17 protein-coding genes are annotated in these 21,367 nt (G+C 71.3%); 5 read left to right on the plus strand and 12 right to left on the minus strand.

The window, feature by feature from the left end:
• Positions 1–398: 398 nt before the first annotated feature.
• The 4 genes from ACIRP2_RS30190 to ACIRP2_RS30205 form a co-directional block, all read right to left on the minus strand.
• The gene (locus ACIRP2_RS30190; RefSeq protein WP_404255761.1) at positions 399–1,589 is read right to left on the minus strand and encodes a hypothetical protein; all 1,191 of its coding nucleotides are present in this window, start codon (positions 1,587–1,589) and stop codon (positions 399–401) included.
• A 374-nt stretch (positions 1,590–1,963) separates the two neighbouring features.
• On the minus strand, positions 1,964–3,601 hold the full coding sequence (locus tag ACIRP2_RS30195) for an ABC-F family ATP-binding cassette domain-containing protein (protein ID WP_404255763.1): 1,638 nt from the start codon (positions 3,599–3,601) through the stop codon (positions 1,964–1,966).
• Between the two features lie 200 nt (positions 3,602–3,801).
• On the minus strand, positions 3,802–5,109 hold the full coding sequence (locus ACIRP2_RS30200; protein WP_404255765.1) for a M14 family metallocarboxypeptidase: 1,308 nt from the start codon (positions 5,107–5,109) through the stop codon (positions 3,802–3,804).
• On the minus strand, positions 5,106–7,100 hold the full coding sequence (locus ACIRP2_RS30205; RefSeq protein WP_404255767.1) for a Xaa-Pro dipeptidyl-peptidase: 1,995 nt from the start codon (positions 7,098–7,100) through the stop codon (positions 5,106–5,108). Before ACIRP2_RS30205 ends, ACIRP2_RS30200 begins: the two co-directional genes overlap by 4 nt.
• 212 nt (positions 7,101–7,312) lie before the next feature.
• On the opposite strand from ACIRP2_RS30205, the gene ACIRP2_RS30210 reads away from it, so the two are divergent.
• A complete protein-coding gene (locus tag ACIRP2_RS30210; RefSeq protein WP_404255769.1) occupies positions 7,313–8,797 on the plus strand; it encodes a M1 family metallopeptidase in 1,485 nt (494 codons plus the stop codon).
• 159 nt (positions 8,798–8,956) lie between these two features.
• On the plus strand, positions 8,957–10,006 hold the full coding sequence (locus ACIRP2_RS30215; protein WP_404255771.1) for a LacI family DNA-binding transcriptional regulator: 1,050 nt from the start codon (positions 8,957–8,959) through the stop codon (positions 10,004–10,006).
• Here the strand turns inward: ACIRP2_RS30215 and ACIRP2_RS30220 are convergent.
• Positions 9,969–10,886 (minus strand): oxygenase MpaB family protein, encoded by a 918-nt coding sequence (locus ACIRP2_RS30220; protein WP_404255773.1) that lies wholly within the window; start codon positions 10,884–10,886, stop codon positions 9,969–9,971. The genes ACIRP2_RS30215 and ACIRP2_RS30220 overlap by 38 nt on opposite strands.
• Positions 10,887–11,172: 286 nt before the next feature.
• Between ACIRP2_RS30220 and ACIRP2_RS30225 the strand changes: the two genes are divergently transcribed.
• Positions 11,173–12,093, plus strand: coding sequence for an oxygenase MpaB family protein (locus ACIRP2_RS30225; RefSeq protein WP_404255775.1), 921 nt, complete (start codon positions 11,173–11,175; stop codon positions 12,091–12,093).
• Here the strand turns inward: ACIRP2_RS30225 and ACIRP2_RS30230 are convergent.
• Both ACIRP2_RS30230 and ACIRP2_RS30235 read right to left on the minus strand, forming a co-directional pair.
• The gene (locus ACIRP2_RS30230) at positions 12,087–12,722 is read right to left on the minus strand and encodes a TetR/AcrR family transcriptional regulator (RefSeq protein WP_404255777.1); all 636 of its coding nucleotides are present in this window, start codon (positions 12,720–12,722) and stop codon (positions 12,087–12,089) included. The genes ACIRP2_RS30225 and ACIRP2_RS30230 overlap by 7 nt on opposite strands.
• Positions 12,723–12,953: 231 nt before the next feature.
• Positions 12,954–13,511, minus strand: a complete 558-nt coding sequence (locus tag ACIRP2_RS30235) for an adenylyl-sulfate kinase (RefSeq protein ID WP_404255779.1) — start codon at positions 13,509–13,511, stop codon at positions 12,954–12,956.
• Between the two features lie 186 nt (positions 13,512–13,697).
• Here ACIRP2_RS30235 and ACIRP2_RS30240 point away from each other — a divergent pair, with 186 nt between their 5' ends.
• The gene (locus tag ACIRP2_RS30240) at positions 13,698–14,219 is read left to right on the plus strand and encodes a hypothetical protein (protein WP_404255781.1); all 522 of its coding nucleotides are present in this window, start codon (positions 13,698–13,700) and stop codon (positions 14,217–14,219) included.
• 125 nt (positions 14,220–14,344) lie between these two features.
• Here ACIRP2_RS30240 and ACIRP2_RS30245 read toward each other — a convergent pair whose 3' ends face one another.
• From ACIRP2_RS30245 to ACIRP2_RS30265, 5 genes are all read right to left on the minus strand, one after another.
• The gene (locus ACIRP2_RS30245) at positions 14,345–15,691 is read right to left on the minus strand and encodes a JmjC domain-containing protein (protein ID WP_404255783.1); all 1,347 of its coding nucleotides are present in this window, start codon (positions 15,689–15,691) and stop codon (positions 14,345–14,347) included.
• Positions 15,688–16,986: a hypothetical protein gene (locus ACIRP2_RS30250; RefSeq protein ID WP_404255785.1), complete on the minus strand. Its 1,299-nt coding sequence runs from the start codon at positions 16,984–16,986 to the stop codon at positions 15,688–15,690. Before ACIRP2_RS30250 ends, ACIRP2_RS30245 begins: the two co-directional genes overlap by 4 nt.
• The gene (locus ACIRP2_RS30255) at positions 16,983–19,472 is read right to left on the minus strand and encodes a DUF6624 domain-containing protein (RefSeq protein ID WP_404255787.1); all 2,490 of its coding nucleotides are present in this window, start codon (positions 19,470–19,472) and stop codon (positions 16,983–16,985) included. Before ACIRP2_RS30255 ends, ACIRP2_RS30250 begins: the two co-directional genes overlap by 4 nt.
• Positions 19,473–19,546: 74 nt before the next feature.
• Positions 19,547–19,705: a hypothetical protein gene (locus tag ACIRP2_RS30260; protein WP_404255789.1), complete on the minus strand. Its 159-nt coding sequence runs from the start codon at positions 19,703–19,705 to the stop codon at positions 19,547–19,549.
• 175 nt (positions 19,706–19,880) lie between these two features.
• Positions 19,881–20,354, minus strand: coding sequence for a macro domain-containing protein (locus ACIRP2_RS30265; RefSeq protein ID WP_404255791.1), 474 nt, complete (start codon positions 20,352–20,354; stop codon positions 19,881–19,883).
• Between the two features lie 272 nt (positions 20,355–20,626).
• On the opposite strand from ACIRP2_RS30265, the gene ACIRP2_RS30270 reads away from it, so the two are divergent.
• Positions 20,627–21,358, plus strand: coding sequence for a MerR family transcriptional regulator (locus tag ACIRP2_RS30270; protein ID WP_404255793.1), 732 nt, complete (start codon positions 20,627–20,629; stop codon positions 21,356–21,358).
• Positions 21,359–21,367 lie beyond the last annotated feature (9 nt).

Genomic DNA, 21,367 nt, shown 5'->3' on the forward strand with positions numbered 1-21,367 from the left:
CTTGGGCGGGGGGGGGGGGTGGGGGGGTGGGGGCGGGCGGGGGGGGGGGGGGGGGGGGGGGGGGGGGCGCCCCCCCCGCCCCCCCCCCCCCCCCCCACCGCGTTCAAGTACCGCGCCGGGACGCCGTGGATGGACCTGCCCGAACACTTCGGCTCACGGAAGGGCGCCCACAACCGGCTGCGGAAGCGGGCCGCCGACGACACCTGGAGAAGGTCTTCGCCGCCCTGCCGGCCCGGGCCGACGCCGAAGGCGACCTCGACCGGGCCGTCGCGGTCGACTCCGCCATCGTCCGAGCCCACCAGCACGCCGCCGGGGCCCGTCACAAGGGGTCCCGGCCGGCGAGCCGGACAACCATGCCCTCGGACGGTCCCACGGCGGGCCGACCGCCGAGATCCACCTCATCTCGGACAGCCACTGCCGCCCGTCGGCCGGTGCGGGCGGGCAGTTGCGGGAAGCCAGCCGTCCTGGCGCTGTGCGGGGAAGACGAAGAAGCCGTCGGTCGTGGCGAGGTAGCCGTAACCGGTGGTCCGGGAGAACAGCGGGATGCCGTCGCTCGGCAGTTCCTTGGCCAGAACCTTCTTCGTGCGCGCGTCCACCGCGAGGGCACTCGTGCCAGCCCCTCCCTCCTTCTCGGTGTCGCCGTACAGGACGCCGTTCGCGGAGAACCGGAGCGGGGTCAGCGGGATCTCACCCTCGGCCTGCTTCCAGATTTCCTTGCCGGTCGCGGGGTCCCACACGGCGGTGCCGCCCTTGGTGTGGGCCGCCGCGAGCGTGCGGTCGGGCGAGAGGACCGATGAGCCCTCCGTGTCGATCGTGTCGCCGGGGAAGTCCGCGTAGCGGTACGTCGTCGAGGCGCCGATCTGCCGACCGCTCGCCAGGTCGTAGGTCGCCGTGACGAATGTGTCCGGCGAGAAGGCGCCGGCTCCCCAGGCGGTGAGGATCTGCCCGTCGTGCACGTCGAGGAAGCGGACGGCTCCCGAGGTGCGCTTGCCGTCATCGTCCAGTTCCACGCCGTCGGGCGGGGTGACGTCCGCCGTGCTCCACACCTTCTTCCCGGTGGCCGGCTCGGACATGACGAGCTGCTCGGCATCGTCCTCGTACGTGGACGCGTTCTCCACGTGGAAGACGTACTTCCCCGCGATCAGCGGGGCATGTGCCTGCCCGCCGTCGATCTCTCCGGTGCGCGGGTCGTAGGAGCACTGCGCGAGGGTGCCGGTGCAGGAAACCTTGTGGGGCTCGCCGCCGTCGATGGGTGTCCGTTCGAGGGACGCGTCGCCGTCCCGTTCGATCAGGTGGCCCTCGTCGATCGAGAAGTCCTTGGTCGGGCCCGCGTGCGTGATCGTGCCGAGCCGGGCTCCGTCGGATCCGTACACGGTGACCGTGGTGCTGCTCTTCGCCGCACTCAGGCCGTCGGACTCCTGTGTGCCGGTCACGCTGACCGCGATGGCCCGGAGGCCGTTGCGCCAGGTGGTGGCGGACACCGTACTGGCCTTCGCGCGCAGGGACTTGCGGACCGTTCCCGTCTTGACGTCCCGGAACTCCAGGGTCACCGGTTCCGGCTTGTCCGTAGAGCAGGCGGAGAAGAACATGCCGGTCGAGCCGTCGACGGGGTCGTTCTCGTATCCGCCGTCGGCGTAACCGCCCTTGGCATTCGCGCCGTCCGCCTTGCCGCTCCCCCGGGCCCCACCGCCCGCGATCTCCCCACGGCCCGGGTCGGAGGAGCAGCCGGCGACGAGACCTGCGGATGGAGCCTTTGATCCGCGGCATGTCCTCCCAGTGCCGCTCGATCCGGGCGACGTCGATCGGGCCGCGGGCCGCGCCGGTGAAGGCGCCGTGGGCCGTTTCTTCCAAATCACCTCGCGCGGTGCAAAGCCGCCCCTCCCCTCCCGTCGCTTCCCGGATCCGGGGCAGGCCCCGGATCCCGTTCTCGGACACGGTCGCCGGTCCTGCCCCGCGGAGCCCGTCAGAGTTCCTCGACCCTGCCGTCCACCACCGCGACGCGCCGCGTCGTCCTCACGGCCTCCAGCATGCGCCGGTCGTGGGTGACCAGCAGCAACGTCCCCGGGTACGACTCCAGCGCCGATTCCAGCTGCTCGATCGCGGGCAGATCGAGGTGGTTCGTCGGTTCGTCGAGGACGAGGAGGTTGACGCCCCTGCCCTGGAGCAGGGCGAGTGCCGCCCGGGTGCGTTCACCCGGGGAGAGGGTGGTCGCGGGACGCATCACATGGTCCGCGCGCAGACCGAACTTGGCGAGCAGCGTGCGGACTTCGGCCGGTTCGGTGTCGGGGACGGCGGCGCAGAAGGCCTCCAGGAGCGACTCCGAACCGTGGAACAGCTTGCGCGCCTGGTCGACCTCTCCGACCACCACGCCCGAACCGAGCGTCGTGTGTCCGGTATCCAGCGGGAGGCGGCCCAGGAGCGCGGCGAGGAGCGTGGACTTGCCCGCTCCGTTGGCGCCCGTGATGGCGACCCGGTCCGCCCAGTCGATCTGCAGGGACACCGGACCGAAGCTGAAGTCGCCCCGTACCACCCGCGCTTCGCGCAACGTCGCGACGACCGAACCCGAGCGGGGCGCGGCGGCGATCTCCATCCGCAGTTCCCATTCCTTGCGCGGCTCGTCGACGACGTCGAGCCGTTCGATCAGGCGCTGGGTCTGCCGGGCCTTCGCGGCCTGCTTCTCGCTGGCCTCGCTGCGGAGCTTGCGGCCGATCTTGTCGTTGTCGGTCGCCTTGCGGCGGGCGTTCTTGACGCCCTTGTCCATCCAGGAGCGCTGCATGTGTGCGCGCCCTTCCAGGGAGGCGCGCTTGTCGGCGTACTCCTCGTACTCCTCGCGGGCATGCCTGCGCGCCCGCTCACGCTCCTCCAGGTAGGCCTCGTACCCACCGCCGTACAGGTTGATCTGCTGCTGGGCCAGGTCCAGTTCCAGGACCTTGGTGACCGTCCGCATCAGGAATTCCCGGTCGTGGCTGATGACGACCGTGCCGGCACGCAGCCCGGAGACGTAGCGCTCCAGGCGCTCCAGACCGTCCAGGTCGAGATCGTTGGTGGGCTCGTCGAGCAGGAAGACGTCGTAGCGGGAGAGCAGCAGGGAGGCCAGGCCGGCGCGGGCCGCCTGGCCGCCGGAGAGCGCCGTCATCGGCAGGTCGAGGCCGACGGTCAGGCCGAGGTCGGCGGCGACCTCCTCGGCGCGCTCCTCCAGGTCGGCACCGCCGAGCGCCAGCCAGCGTTCGAGCGTCTCGGAGTACGCGTCGTCCGCGCCGGGCGCCCCGTCGACGAGGGCCTGTGTCGCGGCGTCCATCGCGGCCTGGGCCTCGGCGACTCCGGTACGGCGGGCCAGGAACTCCCGGACGGTCTCCCCCGGACGCCGCTCCGGCTCCTGCGGGAGGTGGCCGACGGTGGCGGTGGGCGGGGAGAGCCGGAGCTGACCCTCCTCCGGCCGGTCGATTCCGGCGAGCAGCCGGAGCAGGGACGATTTACCGGCCCCGTTGACTCCGACGAGACCGATCACATCACCGGGTGCGACGACGAGGTCGAGACCGGCGAAGAGTGTGCGGTCGCCGTGTCCGGCGGCGAGGTCCTTGGCGACGAGAGTGGCAGTCATCAGGGTGCCGATCCTAATCGGCGGTCGGACCGGTCCCGCCCGCCGCGGGCGCGAACGGAGACCGGGTGGGTCCGCCGTCACCGGCGGATCCCCCGGCCACCCGTTTCTCCGTCCGTCCCACGTCACGCTCGACGCCTTTCACGGAAGCCGTGATTTCACCTTCCGTGACCGATGCCGCACGCCCCGCTCATACCGAGGAATCAGCAGGCTGTATCGGCCTGCCCTTCCGTGAGGTGATACGTCGCCCTCCCGTCCAGGAGCAGCGGGATCAGTTTCCGGGCGGACTGCCGCAGCGGTACGTAGGCTCCGTCACCGTCACGCCGGGAGGTGACGCCGTGCAGGGCGAGTTCGTCCTTGACGTCGTCGAACTGGGCTTTCGTGAGGCGGTATCCGCACGGCGGGTTCTGGAGGACCTGTCCGGGCTCGGGCGCCTGGTTGTCGGCGCCGCCGAGATGGATCGGACCGCGGTCCTTGAATCCGACGGCGCGGGACGCGGACGTGGCGGCCTCGATCCGGCCTCGCCTAGCGTCGGTGAAGGCGAACAGGCCGTCGAGCGCGGTGAGCTGGGAGTCGACACGACGTCGGCTGTTGAGCGCCGGGTCGGCCTTCTCGGCGTCGGAGAGCGCGTCGACCCGGGATTCGATGAGCAGGCCGACGGCGTGCTTGATGCCGGAGGCGTTGCGCAGGATGCGTTCCTGTCCGTCGCCCGCGGTCTGCTTGATCGGATCACCGGTGACCGGGTCGGTCCAGATGCCGTAGAGGCCGCTGCTGTAGCCGGCCTCGCCGGCGGTCGGCCGTACATAGCGTTCGGCCAGGGTCCGGGATTCGTCGTGCACCCCGTCGGACGTGTTGAGGTTACGGGGCCACAGGACGAACAGGTCCTTGTCGTAGTACGGCGGAGTGGCCCCGTACTCGTGCAGGTCGTAGATCACATCGGGTCGACGGTCACGGATGACCGCCGCCATGGCGCGGGCCTCGGCGGTCCGCAGCGCGATGTGGTCGCGGTTGATGTCCACGCCGTCGGAGTTGCCCCGGGTGTCGGCGGCACGCCCGTCGGGGTTGGCGGTGGGCACGACGAGGACGGTGGTGCGGGAGAGAAAGGCGCGGGTCGACCGGTCCCGGGCGTAGGCCAGATCGCGGATGGTCGTCAGACATGCCTCGCGACCGGCCGGTTCGTCGCCGTGCTGACTGCAGATCAGCAGCATCGTGTTCGCGGTGGGCCGGTGGTCGCCGATCCGGACGAGTTGGAGCGGGCGGCCCTGTTTCGTCGTGCCGATCCGGTCGACGGAGACCCGGTCGCTGCCCCGGTCGACGGCGGCCAGGAAGGACTGTTCCTCCGGCTGGCCGGTCCATCGGGCCCCGTGGCTGCTCTCGAAACCGGTACGGGGCGGGGTGTACGCGGCCTCGGCCGGCGCGGTGATCAGGGGCACGGCCAGGGCGGCGGCGGCCGCCGTCAGGACCAGGTTGCGGCGGACGGACCGGCGTGCGGCCGGTGTGCGGGGTGTCATGAGTGGCTGCCTCCCGGGATGCGGCGGGCGGGACGCGGCGACGTCACGCCCTCGGAGTGGACTGCGCGGGGGGTGGCTGTCGCGGGTGCGGAACCCGCGGTGGCGCGTACAAAGGCTCCGGCGCCGCCGACGAACGGCAGCTTCGCGGACGTACGGGCCAGGTCGAGGGTGAGCGTGGGCGTGGAGTCCGGCGGGTCGATGAGGTCCCGGTCGGTGCCGGCGACGATCAGGGCGAGACGGTGGCCGGCCGGAACGACGTGGTCGGTGGCCGCCAGGTCGATGGTGATCGTGTAGGCCCTGCCCGGGACGAGGGGGCGACCGTGTCCGGCGGAGGCGTAGGTGCCGAGGTCCGCCCAGCCGCGGCTGAGGACGGTACGGTCGACCGCGACCGTTCGGGCCCGGGTCTCCTTGAAGCAGGAGCTGTCGCCGGTCGTGCTCGCGCCCCAGCAGGTGCGGTCGGTGAGAGTGGTGATGCCTTCGCCGGACGAGCCGTAGTCGCGGATGGTGTCGGGGCCGATGTCCACGAGGACCGCGGAGAGATGGGCGGTCGATGTGGTCGGGGTGGCGGTCACGGTCACTGTGGACGATCCGGCGAGGCGCAGGTCCCGGGTGAGCGGCGCGGTGCGGAACCCTGCCTTGGCACCCGTGGTCCGGTCCAGGTCGGCGGCCCACTCCGTCTCGCTCTGTGCCGGATCGTCGGTGAACGTCTCGGTGGTGCCGGGGCGGGCGGGCTTCGGAGCAAGGGTGCCGACGCCGGGTTCCCCGCCGGGACCGGGGCGCACGGTGGTGCGGTGCGTGGTGCGGGGAGGCCAGACCTGGTCGGTGGACCACTGGTCGGGGTGGCGTTCGATGTCGGCCATCGGCTCACGGTCGATGCCGTTGTCGTAACCGAGGAGGTAGTGGTCGAACCAGCGGTGCAGCGTGTCCACCCACTCGGCGCGCCGGTAGTCGAACGGGTCGACGTGCCCGGTCTGCGAGAGCCAGATCTTGCGTTCCACGCCCCTGTCCGCGAGAGCGTCCCACCACTGACCGAGGTGCTTGGTGCGGACGTTGAGGTCCTGCATGCCGTGTACGGCGAAGACGCTGGCCTTCACCTTGTCGGCGCTCTTCACGTAGTCGCGCTCGCCCCACAGCTTCGTCCAGTCACCGGTGCGCGGAGCCTGGTCGACGAGCCGGCGCTGGACCGCGGCGCAGCGTCCGCGTGCCTCGGGGCTCTCCACGTAGCCGGAGAGCCAGTCGGGGCCGCTGTCGTAGAGCGGCGCGCCCTGGGCGAAGTAGTAGTCGTACCAGGAGGAGATGGCGCCGATCGGCACGATGGTCCGCAGCCCGTCCACTCCGGTGGCCGCGACACCGTTGGCGACGGTGCCGTCGTAGCTCTTGCCGATCATCCCCGTGCGGCCGTCGGACCAGTCGGCCGTGGCGCGTTCACCCCCGGTTCGGGTGGTGTAGCCGCGGGCGCGGCCGTTCAGCCAGTCGACGACCGCCTTGGCGGACTGCACGTCAAAGCGCCCTCCGACGTCGACACAGCCGTCGGAGCGATTGGTTCCGGCCAGATCGACGGCGACGAAGGCGTAGCCGCGCGGCACGAAGTAGTTGTCGTAGTAGAGGGGGAATTGCACGGGTCGGCCGTCGGCGTCGTACGTCTTCAGCTGGCTCTCGTTGCCCCGGCCGCAGCAGGAGTAGTAGGGGCTGGCGTCCATGATCACAGGGATCTTGCGGCCCTGTCGGGCGGGTTCGCCCGGCCGGACGATGTCGACCGCGACCCGGTCGCTCTTCCCGTTGCCGTCGCCGTCCAGTCCGGTGTCGACCCAGACGGATTCGCGGACGGCGTTCTCGTACGAGTAGACGGGCCTGCTCTCCGGGGGGCCGCTGTCGCGGGGGGCGGCACCCTGTGCTCCCGCCGGCGGGAGCAGAACGGCCGTCAGGGCGGCCACGGCAGCGACCACCAGCGATCTGTACGTCAAGCGGATGTACCGCGCGCGTATCGGCATGGGCGGAAGGTACCCCGGTCAACTCGCGTGCGACAGAGGGCGATCACTGAGCATTACGGCGTGGGCATGCCATATTCATGAATGGGCCCGGCATGTCGGCCGAATGGCGATCATGTGACAGCTCCGGCCATGGACACGACTGTCGCGGCAGTCGCTGAATAGTGTCGACGTGACGGTTCGAAAGATCATTCGTCCTACCACTTGGAGCATTCGTGCACCGCAGATTCATCGTCCCGAGCGCACTGGCGGCCTCCCTGCTGCTGGCGATCCCGGCCTCGGCCGCCGAAGGCACCGTGGGCGCCCCGGGCATCGGCGACCCCTACTACCCGGCCAGTGGCAACGGCGGCTACGACGTGTCCCACTACGACCTGCGGCTGAAGTATCAGCCGGCGACCGACCTGCTGGAGGGCACGGCGACGATCCTCGCCACGACCACCCAGCAACTCTCCCGCTTCGACCTCGACTTCGGGTTGGACGTCTCCGAGGTGCGGGTGAACGGCAAGAAGGCCGGTCATGTCAGGACCGGCGAACAGGAACTGGAGATCACCCCGGCGACGGCGCTGCCGAAGGGCAAGGCCGTCTCCGTGGTCGTGCGGTACGCCGGAAAGCCGTCCGAGGTCGAGATCAACGGCTGGACCTCCTGGGTCCGCACCCCGGACGGCGCGGTGGCCGCGCAGGAGCCGGAGTCGGCCGCATGGTGGTTCCCCAGCAACGACCACCCGCTGGACAAGGCCACCTACGACATCTCCGTGTCGGTACCGGACGGCACCCAGGCGATCAGCAACGGGGTTCTCCAGTCGCAGAGTTCGAAGCTCGGCTGGACCCGCTTCAACTGGCGTTCGAGCAAGCCCCAGGCCACGTATCTGACGACGCTGGCGATCGGGAAGTTCGACATCACCACGGACACCACGTCGGACGGACTGCCGGTCGTCAACGCCTACAGCAAGGACCTCGGCGCCAACGGCGGCGCGGCACGCGCCAGCATCGAGCGGAGCACCGAGGTCGCCGAGTGGCTGACGGAGGTCTTCGGGCCGTATCCCTTCGACGCGCTCGGCGGCTACTCCCCCAATGTGAAGAGCGGGTTCGCGCTGGAGACGCAGACCAGGCCGTTCTACAGCCCGAAGCAGTTCGCGAACGGCGCGAACGTCTCGGTCGTCGTCCATGAGCTGGCGCACCAGTGGTACGGCGACAGCGTGTCCCTCAAGGGATGGAAGGACATCTGGATCAACGAGGGCTTCGCCCGCTACAGCCAGTGGCTGTGGTCGGAGAAGGAGGGCGAGGGAACCGCGCAGGAGCTGGCGGACTACACCTACGCCCAGCATCCGGCCGACGACGCCTTCTGGACGGTGAAGCCGGGCGACCCCGGCCCCGACAACCAGTTCGACGCGGCCGTCTACGACCGGGGCGCACTGGCGATCCAGGCGCTGCGCGACAAGCTGGGCGACGAGACCTTCTTCGAGTTGCTGAAGGGCTGGCCGACCGAGCACGCGTACGGGAACGCGAGCGTGGCGGACTTCGTGGCGTACGCGGAGCGGGTCTCGGGCAAGCCTCTCGCCGCCTTCTTCGACACCTGGCTGTACCGGCCGACGCGGCCCGAGGCCCCCGCGGCGGCCGGGGCACGTGCGCTGCGCGCGCCCGCAGAGCCCGCGTCGTGGAAGCAGATCGCGGCGACGAACACGATTCACGACCACCGCTGACGCATCCGCGGACCCGTTCGGGGCTCCGTCGCCCCCCTCCCCCCGGTGGGGCGACGGTGCCCGTCGGACGGCAGGTGGCGCCGGATAGGCTGAGGGCATCGGTGCTGTCCGGTCGGCCCGGCCGATTCCGACCGATCCCGCGCGTACGAGGAGCGTCCCTTGCCCGGTCCGACCCCCGACTCCCCACGCGACGCCCGCCCCACGTTGGAAGCGGTGGCGGCTCTCGCCGGGGTCTCACGGGCGACGGCCTCCCGGGTGGTGAACGGCGGGGCGGGTGTGCGGCAGCCACTCGTGGAGCAGGTGCGCAGAGCGGTCGAGGAACTCGGCTACGTGCCGAACCACGCCGCACGGACCTTGGTCACCCGGCGCAACGGCGCGGTCGCCGTGATCATCGACGAGCCGGAGTTCCGGATCTTCTCCGATCCGTTCTTCTCCCAGCAGATCCGCGGCATCAGCCGCGAACTGAACTCATATGACGCCCAGTTGGTGCTTCTCCTGGTGGAGGGCAGCGGAGATTTCGACCGGGTCGCCCGCTATCTGGCCGGTGGCCATGTGGACGGCGCCCTGGCGTTCTCGCTGCACACGGACGACGAACTCCCCGCGATCATCCGCCGGTTCCAGGTGCCCACGGTCTACGGCGGGCGCCCCGGCAGGCCGGGCGCGGCGTCCGAACTGGCCGTTCCCTACGTCGACTGCGACAACCGGGGCGGTGCGGCCGAGGCCGTACGCCATCTCGTGTCCCTCGGCCGGCGACGGATCGCGCACATCGCCGGACCGCGCGACCAGACCTCGGCACTCGACCGGGTCGACGGCTACCGCGATGTGCTGCCCGACTCGGATCCGGCACTGCTCGTGGAGGGCGACTTCACCGTCGAAGGCGGCGCACGGGCGATGGCACGGCTCCTCGAACACCGCCCCGGCCTGGACGCGGTCTTCGCCGCCAACGACCTGATGGCCTCAGGCGCCCTGCGGGTGCTGCGCGAGCACGGCCGCAGGGTGCCTCAGGAGGTGGCGCTGGTCGGCTTCGACGACATGGTGTCGATCGCCGAGTCCACCGAACCCCCGTTGACGACGATCCGCCAGGATGTCGAGGGAATGGGCCGGTTGATGGTGAGGATGCTGATGCGTCGGCTGAACGGCGAGGGCGGGGAGGACGAGCCGGAATCGCTGATCACGCCGACCGAACTGGTACGCCGGGCCTCCGCCTGAGCCTCCCCCCGCCCCGGACCGCCTTGCGATGCGCGGCACGGGCCCTGCGCGCGTACGGCAGATACCGCAGCCGCTCCGGGAGCGCGGGCACGACACGCCGCACCACCCCGCAGAACCTCCGCAGCCTGCGCTCCTGTGCGTCCGTCCACTCCAGCCCGATCGCCTCCCGTGCCTCCGGCGGCATCAGCCCGATGGTGATGAACCGGCGGAACCTGGCCAGCGGCGGGAACAGCACCGGCCACAACACCTTCAGCAGCAGCCGCAGCGGCAGCGGCCCCCGGTCCGGCGGCGGCACGGGGCGGTCGGTGGCTGTCAGATCCTCGACGACGACGTTCAGCCCGACCTCCTCGGCGAGGACCTTTCGGAAGTACGGCCAGAACTCCTCGATCGTCTGCGGCATGTCCCGGTCATGGATGCCGAGCACTCTGCCGACCTGCAGCCACTCCCGGTACAGGGCCCGCTCCTGCGCCCCGGTGAGCGGCCGGACGAGATAGCGCGCGGCGTGCTGATAGACGGGAAAGCCCGTGGCATGCACCCACGCGTAGTTCGCCGGCGACAGCGCGTGGTAGCGACGCCCGCGGACATCGGTGCCTTGGATGGTGCGGTGCAGTCTGCGCAGCCTGCGCCCCTCCTCGGCGGCCTCCTCGCCGCCGTACACCCAGAGCTGGAGCGAGCGCAGGGACCTCTCGCCGCGCCCCCACGGATCCGTCCGGAAGACGGAGTGCTCGTCCACGCCGGCGCCGACGGCGGGGTGGGCGACCTGGAGGGTGAGGGCGGCGGGGAGCATCAGCAGGGCGCGGATGTCGCCGGAAAGGCTCCACAGGACGCCTCCGGGCGGTGGCGGGGCGGGACTTCCGCCTCTGGCTGCTTCGATGCTCATGACGCGGCACTCCCGGCGGTCGGCGGCCTGCGGATCGGCGCCCGCCCCTGTGTGATCCAGTATGCGATCACTTCCGACCCGGTGCGCGCGGGCCCGCACGAGGGCCCGCTCCGCGCATCCGTGTCGACGGTGTTGACGGGACGGATGAAACAAGTCGATAGTATTTGTATCTTTGACTCTCCGTGTGCGATGGAACGTCAAATTCCTTGTTACACAAGGGAGTTGAGGAGAGCAGGCGAAAGGAACAGGACCGGCACGGGCTCGACACATGGACAGGAGGCGCATCATGGGCCGCTACAGCCGCCTGCGCGAGATCCGCCGGATGGATCCCGCGCGCGACTACGCCGAGATCCTCCGGTTGATCTCGCAGTACGAGTTCCCCTGGGACTACCGGCAGGGTGTGAGCGTCGCGTTCCTCCGCGACTACGGCGTCCCCCGTATCTCCGTGCTCCTCGACCGCACCCAGGAGTTCGAGCGGCGCGGGCAGAAGCGGTACGACGACACGGTGCTGATCGGGTACGAAATGGCCGCCGACGGCTTCGACTCGGAGCGCGGCCGGGCCGCCGCACGTCATCTGAACCGGATCCATGGCAAGTACCGCATCCCCGACGACGACTTCCGCTATGTCCTCGCGACCACGGTCGTGGGTCCCAAACGCTGGATCGACCGGTACGGGTGGCGCCCCCTGTGCGTGCAGGAGATCCAGGCTCTGGCGGAGGTCGGCCGGAAGATGGCGGACATGATGGGCATCGAAGGGGCCCCTGAGACGTATGAGGGGTTCGAGCAGCTCCTCGACTCCTACGAGGAGCGGATGTTCGCGTACGACCCGGCCAACCGACGAGTCGCGAACGCCACGTTCCGGATCATGGCGAGCTGGTACCCGCGACCGCTGCGGCCCCTCGTGGCGCGCCTCTCGCTCGCGCTGCTGGACGAGCCGCTGCTCGTGGCGCTGGGCTTCCGGCCGCAGCCGCACTGGGCACGGTCGTCGGCCGCCGGAGCCCTGCGCTTCCGTGCACGGTGCGTACGGTGGCTGCCCGCCCGGCCGAACTGGCTGCCCTCACGTCCGCAGCCCCGTTCGTACCCGTTCGGCTGGCGGCTCGACGACCTCGGACCGCACTGGGCCGGCAGCCGCCCTCTGGAACCCCTGCCGGACGAGAGGGGCCTCGCCCCGGCAGGCGACGGGCGCGATGCTCGCGAAGATCACTGACCGGCGGCGAGCAGCGGTACCAGATAGCGACGGGCGAACGCCCGCACCTGCTCGTCGTCGTCGAGCTCGAAACAGCTGACGGGGTTGAGCAGGAAGGAGACCGTGATCCGCACCATCAGCTCGGCCACGGGTGTCGGATCGCTCTCCGGCCGCCCCTCCGCACGCCGGGCCTGGCGCAGCCGGCCGGCCAGGTAGTCACGGATGGCGAGGAGGGCCGGCCCGCTCTCCAGGGTCAGGAAAGGCAGCATGGTCTCGGGCTCCAGCCTCAACAGCCCACCGATCAGCGGATGTGCCCGGATGTGTCCGAGGACGGCGGTGAAACCCTCCACGAGCCGGTCCTCCGTGGTGGGCAGTGTGGCGACCGCGTCGTCCACCTCCACCACGAAGCGCCGGTACTCGCGCAGCAGACATGCCGAGACCAGGCTGTCCTTGTTGCCGATCCGCCGGTACACGGTGACCCGGGAGACCTTGGCGCGTTTGGCGACGTCATCGACGGTCGAGCGGCGCAGCCCGAAGGTCGTGAACTGCTCGCGCGCGGCGTCCAGGATCTGCTCGCTCAGCGCATCGGAGGGCGGCGGTTCTCCCAGCACCCGGCCCAGCAGTGTCTCGTTCGTGCCCCGTGCCGCCATGGCACCTCCCCGTTCCACCGGTTCCATCCCACCACAGAAGTGGATACAGAGCGACCCGGTCCGTCTCTCTGTAACTCCCCGTCGTTCCAGGGCAACGGCGACCGGCCGCCCCTCGGGCCGCCCGGGATCCCCTCCGGGGCGCGGCGGACGGGAACGGGACACGCGGCACGAGCGGATTCCTGCGAACACCGGCTGCGCGATGGATCGTCCCGCGGAGCCCGCCCGCGCGGTTCAGCTCCCGGCGGCCGTACGCCGCCAGCCGGCCGCCTCGATCACGGCCTGCGCGGTCTCGACGACCGTGCGGTGGGTGGCGTCGACCGTGAAGTCCTCCGTCCGGGCGTGGTCGAGGATCCGGTCCAGCTCGCCGGACCTGTCCAGATGCCAGCGCAGCACTTCCGGATCGTCCGCGTGGCGGCGGGTGAGACGCTGCCCGACCACCGGCAGTTCCACCCGGAGCCGGCAGACCGCCAGGTCGGCGCCGACCGCCTCGCGCAACCGGTCGCGGTCCTCTCCGGTCTCCGCCACGCCCGCGAGGACGATCCGGTCGGCGCCCGCGTCACGGTAGTTGGCGGCGACGGAGCTCAGATTGCGCAGCAGCAGGGCGAAGTGGAAACGGTCGCCCGCGGGCGAGGGCCACATCCGGCGCAGACCGTCCAGGTCGATGACGGCGTGCGGCACGCCCGCCTCGCCGAGCAGTTCTCCCACGGCATCGGCCACCGACGTCTTGCCCGCACCGACGGTGCCGTTGATCAGGAGCGCGCGGGGTGCCGGAGGGCCGTGGGGACGCATGGGCGGGATTCTACGGTCCACCTCCGACCTGTCGTGGCGAAGGTCGAGCGATGCTCAGCGGAGATCGGTGACCAGGCGGTTCGTGCCACCGGGTTCGAGCAGCGGCCGGGTCCGCTGCCGGGACGTGAGTACGTGGACTACAGCAATTGCCTCCCGCACACAGCTCCCAGCCGTCAGGATCTCCCCATGGACTCAGGGGTGGCCGGCGTCATGGGGGCAGCCGTGGGAGTGGTGGGCACCACCCTCGCGGCTGCTGTTACCGGCTTGTCGGCTCAGCGACAGGTCAGGGCGGAGCACCGGCACTGGCGTCGGCAGCTCCGCCGCGACGCGTACTCGGCATTCACGGCCAGGGCGGACGAGCTGCGCAAGGTGCTGAAGGAGATCAATGCCGAGCTGATCACGCCGGGAGCGGATCTCGATGCCATCCGCACCGCCCTCGACGGCGCTCGCGGACTGCTGAGTGGCGGGCTCGCCGACGCTCAAGCGACGGTGGAGATCGAGGGGCCGGAGAAGCTGGCACGCATGGCGGAGGAGCTGTCCCGCTCGCTCTCCGCCTGCATCGCCGCCATCAGCGCGGCTGCCTTCGGGCACGGCGCCGGCCGTACCTCCACCGTGACGGCTCCCCAGGGTGCCAGGCGATTCCTGGACCACGCGTCGTCGAAGCGCACCCAGTTCGTCGAACACGCTCGAAGGACCATCGACGTGTGAAGCCTGCCGTTGGTCCCTGGTACCCCAGGTGCTCCGTCCTCGCCGAGACCGCTCGGCCTGCGCTGCGACAGGTCGACCACGAGACCGATGGCGGCCGGCCCGGTCCGGCGCCGGGGTTGGCGCCGTCACCGTCCGGGTGCGGTGGCCCGGGTCAGGCCGCGGAAGCTCTCCAGCTTTTCCAGCAACCGCCGCATGCCCTCCCGGTCGGCGGGCAGGCGGGTGGTGTCCGCCCGCTCGCTCGCGCGGCCCGGTCCGAAGCCCGTCAGCAGGTCGCCCACGGTGGCCGGTTTTCCCGACAGGAGGGGGTCGAGCAGCCGGAGCAGGTCCGAGGGGCCCGCGGCGGTCGCCACGTCATGGCCGTTGACCGCGCAGACCGTGCCGGCAAAGGCCGTGTCCCCGAGCGGGGCCCATCGGACGAGGTGCCTCGGATCGGTCTCGACCACCGTGTCGTCCGTCAGCCGCCGCAGTCCGGCCGGCACCGGCACCGGCTCGAAGCCGCCGGCCGTCCAGCGACGCAGTGAGACGGTGGTGACACGGTCCCCGATCCGGCGTGGAGCGCCGAACTGCCGGAAGGCGTCGACCGAACGCCGCAGTCCCTCGGGCAGTTCGGGTGGCAGCAGCCCGTCCGGGCCGACCTGCGAGGACAACACCGGTGCGTCGAGGGGAGCCAGCCTGCTGTCCTGGCCGGGGCGGCCGGTCAGTGCCGCAGGGTCGAGATCGATCAGAAGATCCTCCAGTTCGTACCCGGCCCGGTGCTCCTCCCTCGGTACTCCGACGTTCACACTGGTGGCGGGCTCGCAACCCGCGCTCTCCCCGACGTGGTAGTAGTCCGACGGCCAGTACAGCAGGTCGCCGGGACCGATCTCGGCCTCGAAGGAGCTGTCCCGGTGGCGGGCGTAGTCCAGCACCGTCGAAACCGGTTCGTCCCACGGCCGGTGTGCCCAGAAGCGCATCCGCTTGCGGCCTCTGAGACCGAACATGAACGTGGCGAAGCGGTCCTTGTGGACGCCGACCGGGCTGTGTTCGTACGTACCGTGGAAGAGCGTGGTGATCGCCCCGGTGAGCGGCAGCCCGACCCGCTGCCACAGGCCGGCGTAGAAATCCCGCTCCCGGGCCCACAGCGAGAAGTCGTAGGCATGGAATCCGCTGATGACCAGGGCGTACCGGCGTCCGGCCAACTCCGCGGAGAGCCGTTTGCGGTATCCGTCGAAGGAGCCGTCGGCGTGGCCGGGCAGCAAGGGGCCCGGGGCGGTCCGTTGCACCCTCTCGACGGTGAGGCCCACGGTCGGTGGCGCAGCGGTCGCCGGGCCGACACCGGTCCGGCACGCCGCGGTCGCCGCGGCGAACACCTCTGCCTCGGTGAAGGGCGCCGGGCTCACCGACCGGTACAGCACAGGTCCCCGGTCCCAGTGCCGCTCGGTGAAGGTGCGCCAGTCGAAGCCGGTGTTCACCACGGTCAACGGCTCGCTCATGGTGTCCGCTCCTTACCCGGTCGGGCTGATCCGCGAAGCCCCGGAGCCGATTCGCGCGCGGAGGAGGTCCGTGGCCCGGACGGGTCGTCGGCAGGCGCGTCCGTCAGGTCGACGGCGCGCAGGGCGTACAGCTTCCGCAGCAGGGCCAGGGCTCCCGCGCGGGCGGACGGTGGCAGCTCCCGGCAGAGATCGGCGACGGTCGGTGCGGGGGCGTCCTTCCCCAGGCGCGCCAGCAGCAGCTCTCCGAGCTGCCCGCGCAGGGCGAATGCATGGCCGTTGACCGCCCACATCCAGCCGTCGCCGTCCGGCATCCGCAGCACCGGGGCGGTGACCCGCACCAACTGGTCCTCCTCCGGGGGCGGGCCCGGGCGAGGCGGCGGCACGGGTTCGAGCCCACCGGCGCTGGCCCGACGGGCCCACAGGATGCGCAACACCCGATCCAGCCGCGGATCTTCGCACTCCTGCCCCAGCGCCACTGCGGTGGCCGCCAGTGGCGCGACGTCCGGCGCGGTTTCCCGCCACTGCCCGGGGGACGGGCACGGCAGGTAGGGCACGGCGTCGTCGGATCCGTATCTGCGCTCCTGCAACAGGCCCGACACCACGTCCTCCACGGCCCGGTGCAACAACCGCGGGTCGACCGGAATCCGCAGCCGGAGGGCCAGGCTGCGTGGCCGGTAGCCGACCTCGTCGCGGTACCCGGCGGGTCGGTACACGACGTCACCGGCGGTCGCGCGGACGGTGAGGGACTCGCTGTCGTCGTCGCCGCGCGCTCGCAGCCGGACGGTGAGGCCACCGTCCAGTACGAAGGTGAGCGTCGCGTGGGTCCCCTCGTCGGTCGGGTCCGCAGGCACTGTGATCCCGTCACCCGCCAGCAGCTCGGTGACCACCGGCAGAACCGGACAGCCGATCCGTCGCCACAGCGGCGCGATCAGCTCACGGGTCTGCGCCCAGAGCGCGAAATCCAGCAGCAACGGCTGTTCCACGGCGAGCAGTCGGCCCCGGCCCGGCAGCCGGGCGTCCAGCCGCTCGGCGTATTCCGCGGCCCCGATGTCCTCCGGGCCGGGCAGCAGGTCCCCCGGTGCCCCGATCCAGCCGTCCTCGACCAGGAAGCGGACGTCGGGCAGGGCTCGGAAACGTGTCCCGGCGCGGAACGGCGCGGCGGCGGCGGCCATCGTCCGGTACACGCGTCCGCCGTCCACGGGGGGCTCGTCCGTCCCGGCGTCCCAGACGCGCAGCCCGGCGGGGGAACCGCCGCGGTGGTGCGTGGCGAGCCGGTCCCAGACAGTCGTGTTCATGCGTCCTCCGGGACGGGTACGGGGAAGCGGTGGCGGAGGCGGACGGCGTACCGCGCCAGCGGCTCCATCCCCAGCTGCCGTCGGCGCTCGTCGACCGTGTCGGGCCGCTCGATCGGGCAGGGTTCGAGTCCGTCCGCGCCACGGCGGAACTTCGTTCCGTACAACTGTGGGCGCCCCTCGCCCAGCCGTACCGCGTCGGTGGCGTACGCCACGTGCCGCCAGGGGATGTCGCCATCGGCGGCGGCCTGTTCCATCCGGGCCAGGCATGCGCGCAACGGACCAAAGGGCCCCTCGGCGTGCTGGACGAGCCGGCAGGCGGCCTCGGCGGCGCGCGCGCCGACCAGCGCGTGTCCCGGCCAGCCGTGCTCATGGATCACATCCATCAGCCAGGCCACTCCGGCACCGGTGATCTTCCGCAGCCGTTCCTCCGTCCCGGTGTCGGTGAAGTCCCCGGCCGTCCACTGCGTGCGCAGCGCGGCGTCCACCCGGTCCAGACGCAGGAGCCGCTTGCTGATCGCCGTGTCGCGTGCGATCACGCGGAGAGGGTCCAACCGCAACCGCACGGTCGTACGGTCCCAGCTGTACGTGATCCGGCGTCCGGCCTGGCGCCAGTCGAAGGCGACCTGGCCTTCGCCGGCGCCGGTCAGCCGGATCCGGGTGCCCCTCGCGGTATCGTCGAAGTCGCCGGGGCCCAGGTCGTCGAAGACGTACTCGACGGCATCGCGCAGGGCCACGCCCAGGCCGGCGAGGTCCAGTGACACGGTGTCCGGCGGGGCGGTGGGAGCCACCGCGTCGGGCGTCGTCGTGGCCGGGCCCGAAACGGCGGGGAAGTCGGCCACCTGCGGCGGCGGTTGCACGGACAGCGGCGGGCCGCCCGCCTGGGTGCGGAAGAAGTACGGTACGTCGCCGCGCCGCAACTGCTCGCGCTCGGCCGGTGTGAAACCGTCGTGGTCGCGCGTCCCGTTCAGCAGTTCACCGTCGAGCGCGTCGGTGTACACCGCGGTCGGATGCGGCAGCACGCGGACGAATCGCTGCGCGGCGCCGTCGGCGAGAACCTCGTGCAGGCGGACACGGTTGCGGCACATCAAGGTCCAGGCGTCGAACATGCCCCGCAGGAACGCCGGCAGATACGGCCCGTATCCGGTGCGGCCGCTGGTGTCGGCCACCACGTTGCGGGTGCCGGACCTGGCACAGGGCATGCGCCGGGGGCGCAGTTCCAGGCCGCCCCCGCCGTCGTCCGTGAAGTACGCCGCGGGCCCGTCCACGGTGCACCAGCGGGCGGCGTTCTCCATGCCCGGGTGGTGGTTCCCGGTGCCGTCCGGATCCGTGGTCAGTCCGGTGTCGTGGAGCCGCCCGACCGGCGAGAGGAAGATCTCCAGGTCGACGGGGTAGAACAGCGCGGCGCTCGTACCGGGCCGAATGCCCGCCAGCAGATTGCCCTCGCCGAGATCCGCGATCCCGAATCCGAAACAGGCGGCCGCGAGGGAACCGGCCCGCTGCCAGAAGCGCCCGGCCTCCCGTGGACCGAGGCGGGTACCGAGCAGTCGCAGTCCGGATGAGCGGCGCAGGGTGCCCCATTGCACGGGCGGTGCGATCCACTCCTGCCAGGAGTAGGAGTGCCGGTCACGGCCCCGGCCGCCGCGATGACGCAGGAGCGGCAGTTGTACCGGCCCCGACGCGGGCGGCAGGGAGTTGAGGAGCCCGAAGACCGATCGCGGCGCGGCGGGGTCGCCGTCGGCGAGGAACAACGCCTCGCCGCCGGCCGGACGCGGCTTGTACGCCACGCATCCCCCGCCGGCCATCCGCAGGCGCAGCACCCGCTGGCCGCCGTTGTGGCTCTCGGCGCCGTGTGCCAGCAGGCCTGTCAGTGGCGGGCTCAGCTCGGGGTCGTCGAACCAGGACGAGCGCAGGTCGCGGCGCAGTCGTCGCAGGAAGAGGTCGAGGAAGTCCTGGTACTGGCGCCCGCGCCGTTCCCAGTGCCGTCCTTCGTCGCCGGCACGCATGTCGGCGTCGCGGTCGGGGCCGGTACCGGCGTCGCCTTCGCCTTCGCCCTTGGTGCCGGCGTCGCCGGACGGGTGGTCGGCGAACCGTCCGTCGCACGCCACGGCGCAGCCGGTGAAGACCTCGGTGACCAGGGGCCCGAAGAGCTCGGCGTTGCTCACCGTGAGGACTTCGGGTGCGACATGGGACCGATGGCGGCGCCGGGCGGCGCGGCACCAGGCATCGAGACCGGTCAGGACGGCGAGCAGCGGTGTGAACCGCGGCTGTGCGAGGGCTCGGGCGATCAGCCGGGCGTCGTTCTCCCCGGCGAGCGGCCGAGCGGGCGCCAGGACCCCTTCCCGGGTGCCGCGCAGAATCGGCGGAAAGAGACCGTCCGCCGAGCCGGAGCGGATCGCGGCCACGATTTCCTGTGCCGCGGGCGGAAGTTGCCGAGTGTGGTCCATGACCGCGTCAGCGGGTCCGGCCTGCCAGAGCACGTTCGTCATACGGCGTTTGTTCTCCGGGGGCGAGCGGTGCGGGACGCCGCCCGGCCGACCGGACGGCGTCTCGCGCCGAACGGTCAGAACGTGCAGTAGACCCTGACACAGGTGCTGGCCTCGGAAGAGGCGCGGGCGGGTATCTCCTGCTCCAGGTCCCCGATCACCAGGTCGAGTTCGCCCTCGGTGTCCGGGGTCTCGGACAGTACGTGCAGGGCGTCGGTGGACATGCTCTGCTTCACGACAGGCCTCCTGTGGGAAACGTGTGGTCGATCAACTCGCGTAATCCTAGGAAGCATTGACGGCCCGCGGTAGAGGGCGTCCGCGGGTCCGCCGTCACGACCGACGGCCTCTCGTCCGCATCGTGCCGGGCTCGTGTGCCCCGCGTGCCGATCCGGTCCGATCCGAACGGGGGCCTCATTGGTCGTACACCGTCACCGCCGTCCCGCGGCTCAGCAGCCGCTTCACTATCAGTGGCTCGATCCGGGACCATGTGCCGCCCGCCAGCCCGCAGCCGATCCGCGGCATGTGGACCGAGGCCCCCAGCTCGACGGCCCGGTCGGCCACGGCCCCCAGGGCCGTGTCGATCGCCTCGTAGCGCACGGGTACCCCCTTGCTGCCCGTGCGTATCCCCCGTTGGCCCACCATGTTCGCCACCCAGATGTACGGGCTCACCTGGACGAACTGCACGGCGCCCAGCCCGAAGTCGTTGCCCGCGCGCTCGCGGTACCACTGGCGGTAGGCCGCCTCGGGTCCGGGCCAGCGGCGCGAGATCGCCAGGACGAAGCCCTTGCCCCAGCCGCCCAGGTCGTTGCAGACGTGCGCGATCAGTTTGACGCCCTTGCCCTGCGGGGCGGTGGCGTCCCCCCGAACGTAAGTGATCTCCGACATGACTCCAGCGTAGGAGCCGGCACTGACAACGGGCCCGGACCGTTCGGCCCCCGGCCGCCCCTCGCCGTACAGTGCGCCGACCGGGCCCCTGCTCCGCCGGAAGGGCGTCATCGGCGGGACGGTGCGGCTCCGTACCGGGGCGGGGCCGGGCGCCGCCGGGCACTTTCACGAGGGCCGGGCACTTTCACAACAATGGTGAGACAGCAATACTGTTGAACCTGGTTGATGCAGACGCAGCAGTTCACCGCTGGGTCGGAACGCGAGGAGCAGACATGGGGACCGGGACCCAGGACCCGACGCTCACCGTCGACGAACTGGCGGCACGCGCCGGTGTCACCGTACGCACCGTGCGTTTCTACAGCACCAGGGGGCTGCTGCCGCCGCCCGTGATCGGGCCGCGACGCGTCGGGCACTACGGCCATGAGCACCTGTCCCGGCTCGCGCTCATCGAGGAGCTCCAGCACCAGGGCATGACGCTCGCCGCGATCGAACGCTATCTGGAGCAGTTGCCGCCGGACCTGAGCGCCCACGATCTGGCGATCCACCGGGCTCTGGTGGCCGCCTGGGCACCCGACTCGCCGGAGGACGCGACGCGGGCGGAACTGGAGCGCCGCGCCGGTCGGGCGTTGACCGAACAGGACATGGCACGGCTGGCCGCGATGGGCGTGCTGGAGCACGCCGAACCGGCCGACGGCAGCTATCGGGTGGACCCGGGACTGCTCCGGCTGGGGGTCGAACTGCTCGACGTACCGATCGCGCACGAGACGATTCTGGCCGCCCGCACGGTTCTGCTGGAGCACGCCCGGTCCGCCGCGCAGGAGCTGACCCGGCTGTTCCGGGACGAGGTCTGGGGTCCGTACCGGGAGCGGGAGTCGGACCCGGAGCACCTGGCGGCGATGAAGTCGCTGTCGGCCCACATGCAGCCGATGGTGCTCCAGGCGCTGGTGACCGCGTTCCAGCGGTCGTTGAAGGAAGAACTGCGGGCCGCGTTCACAGCGCAGTGAACGCGGCCC

The organism is Streptomyces sp. NPDC101194 (assembly GCF_044767885.1).
Classification (GTDB): domain Bacteria; phylum Actinomycetota; class Actinomycetes; order Streptomycetales; family Streptomycetaceae; genus Streptomyces.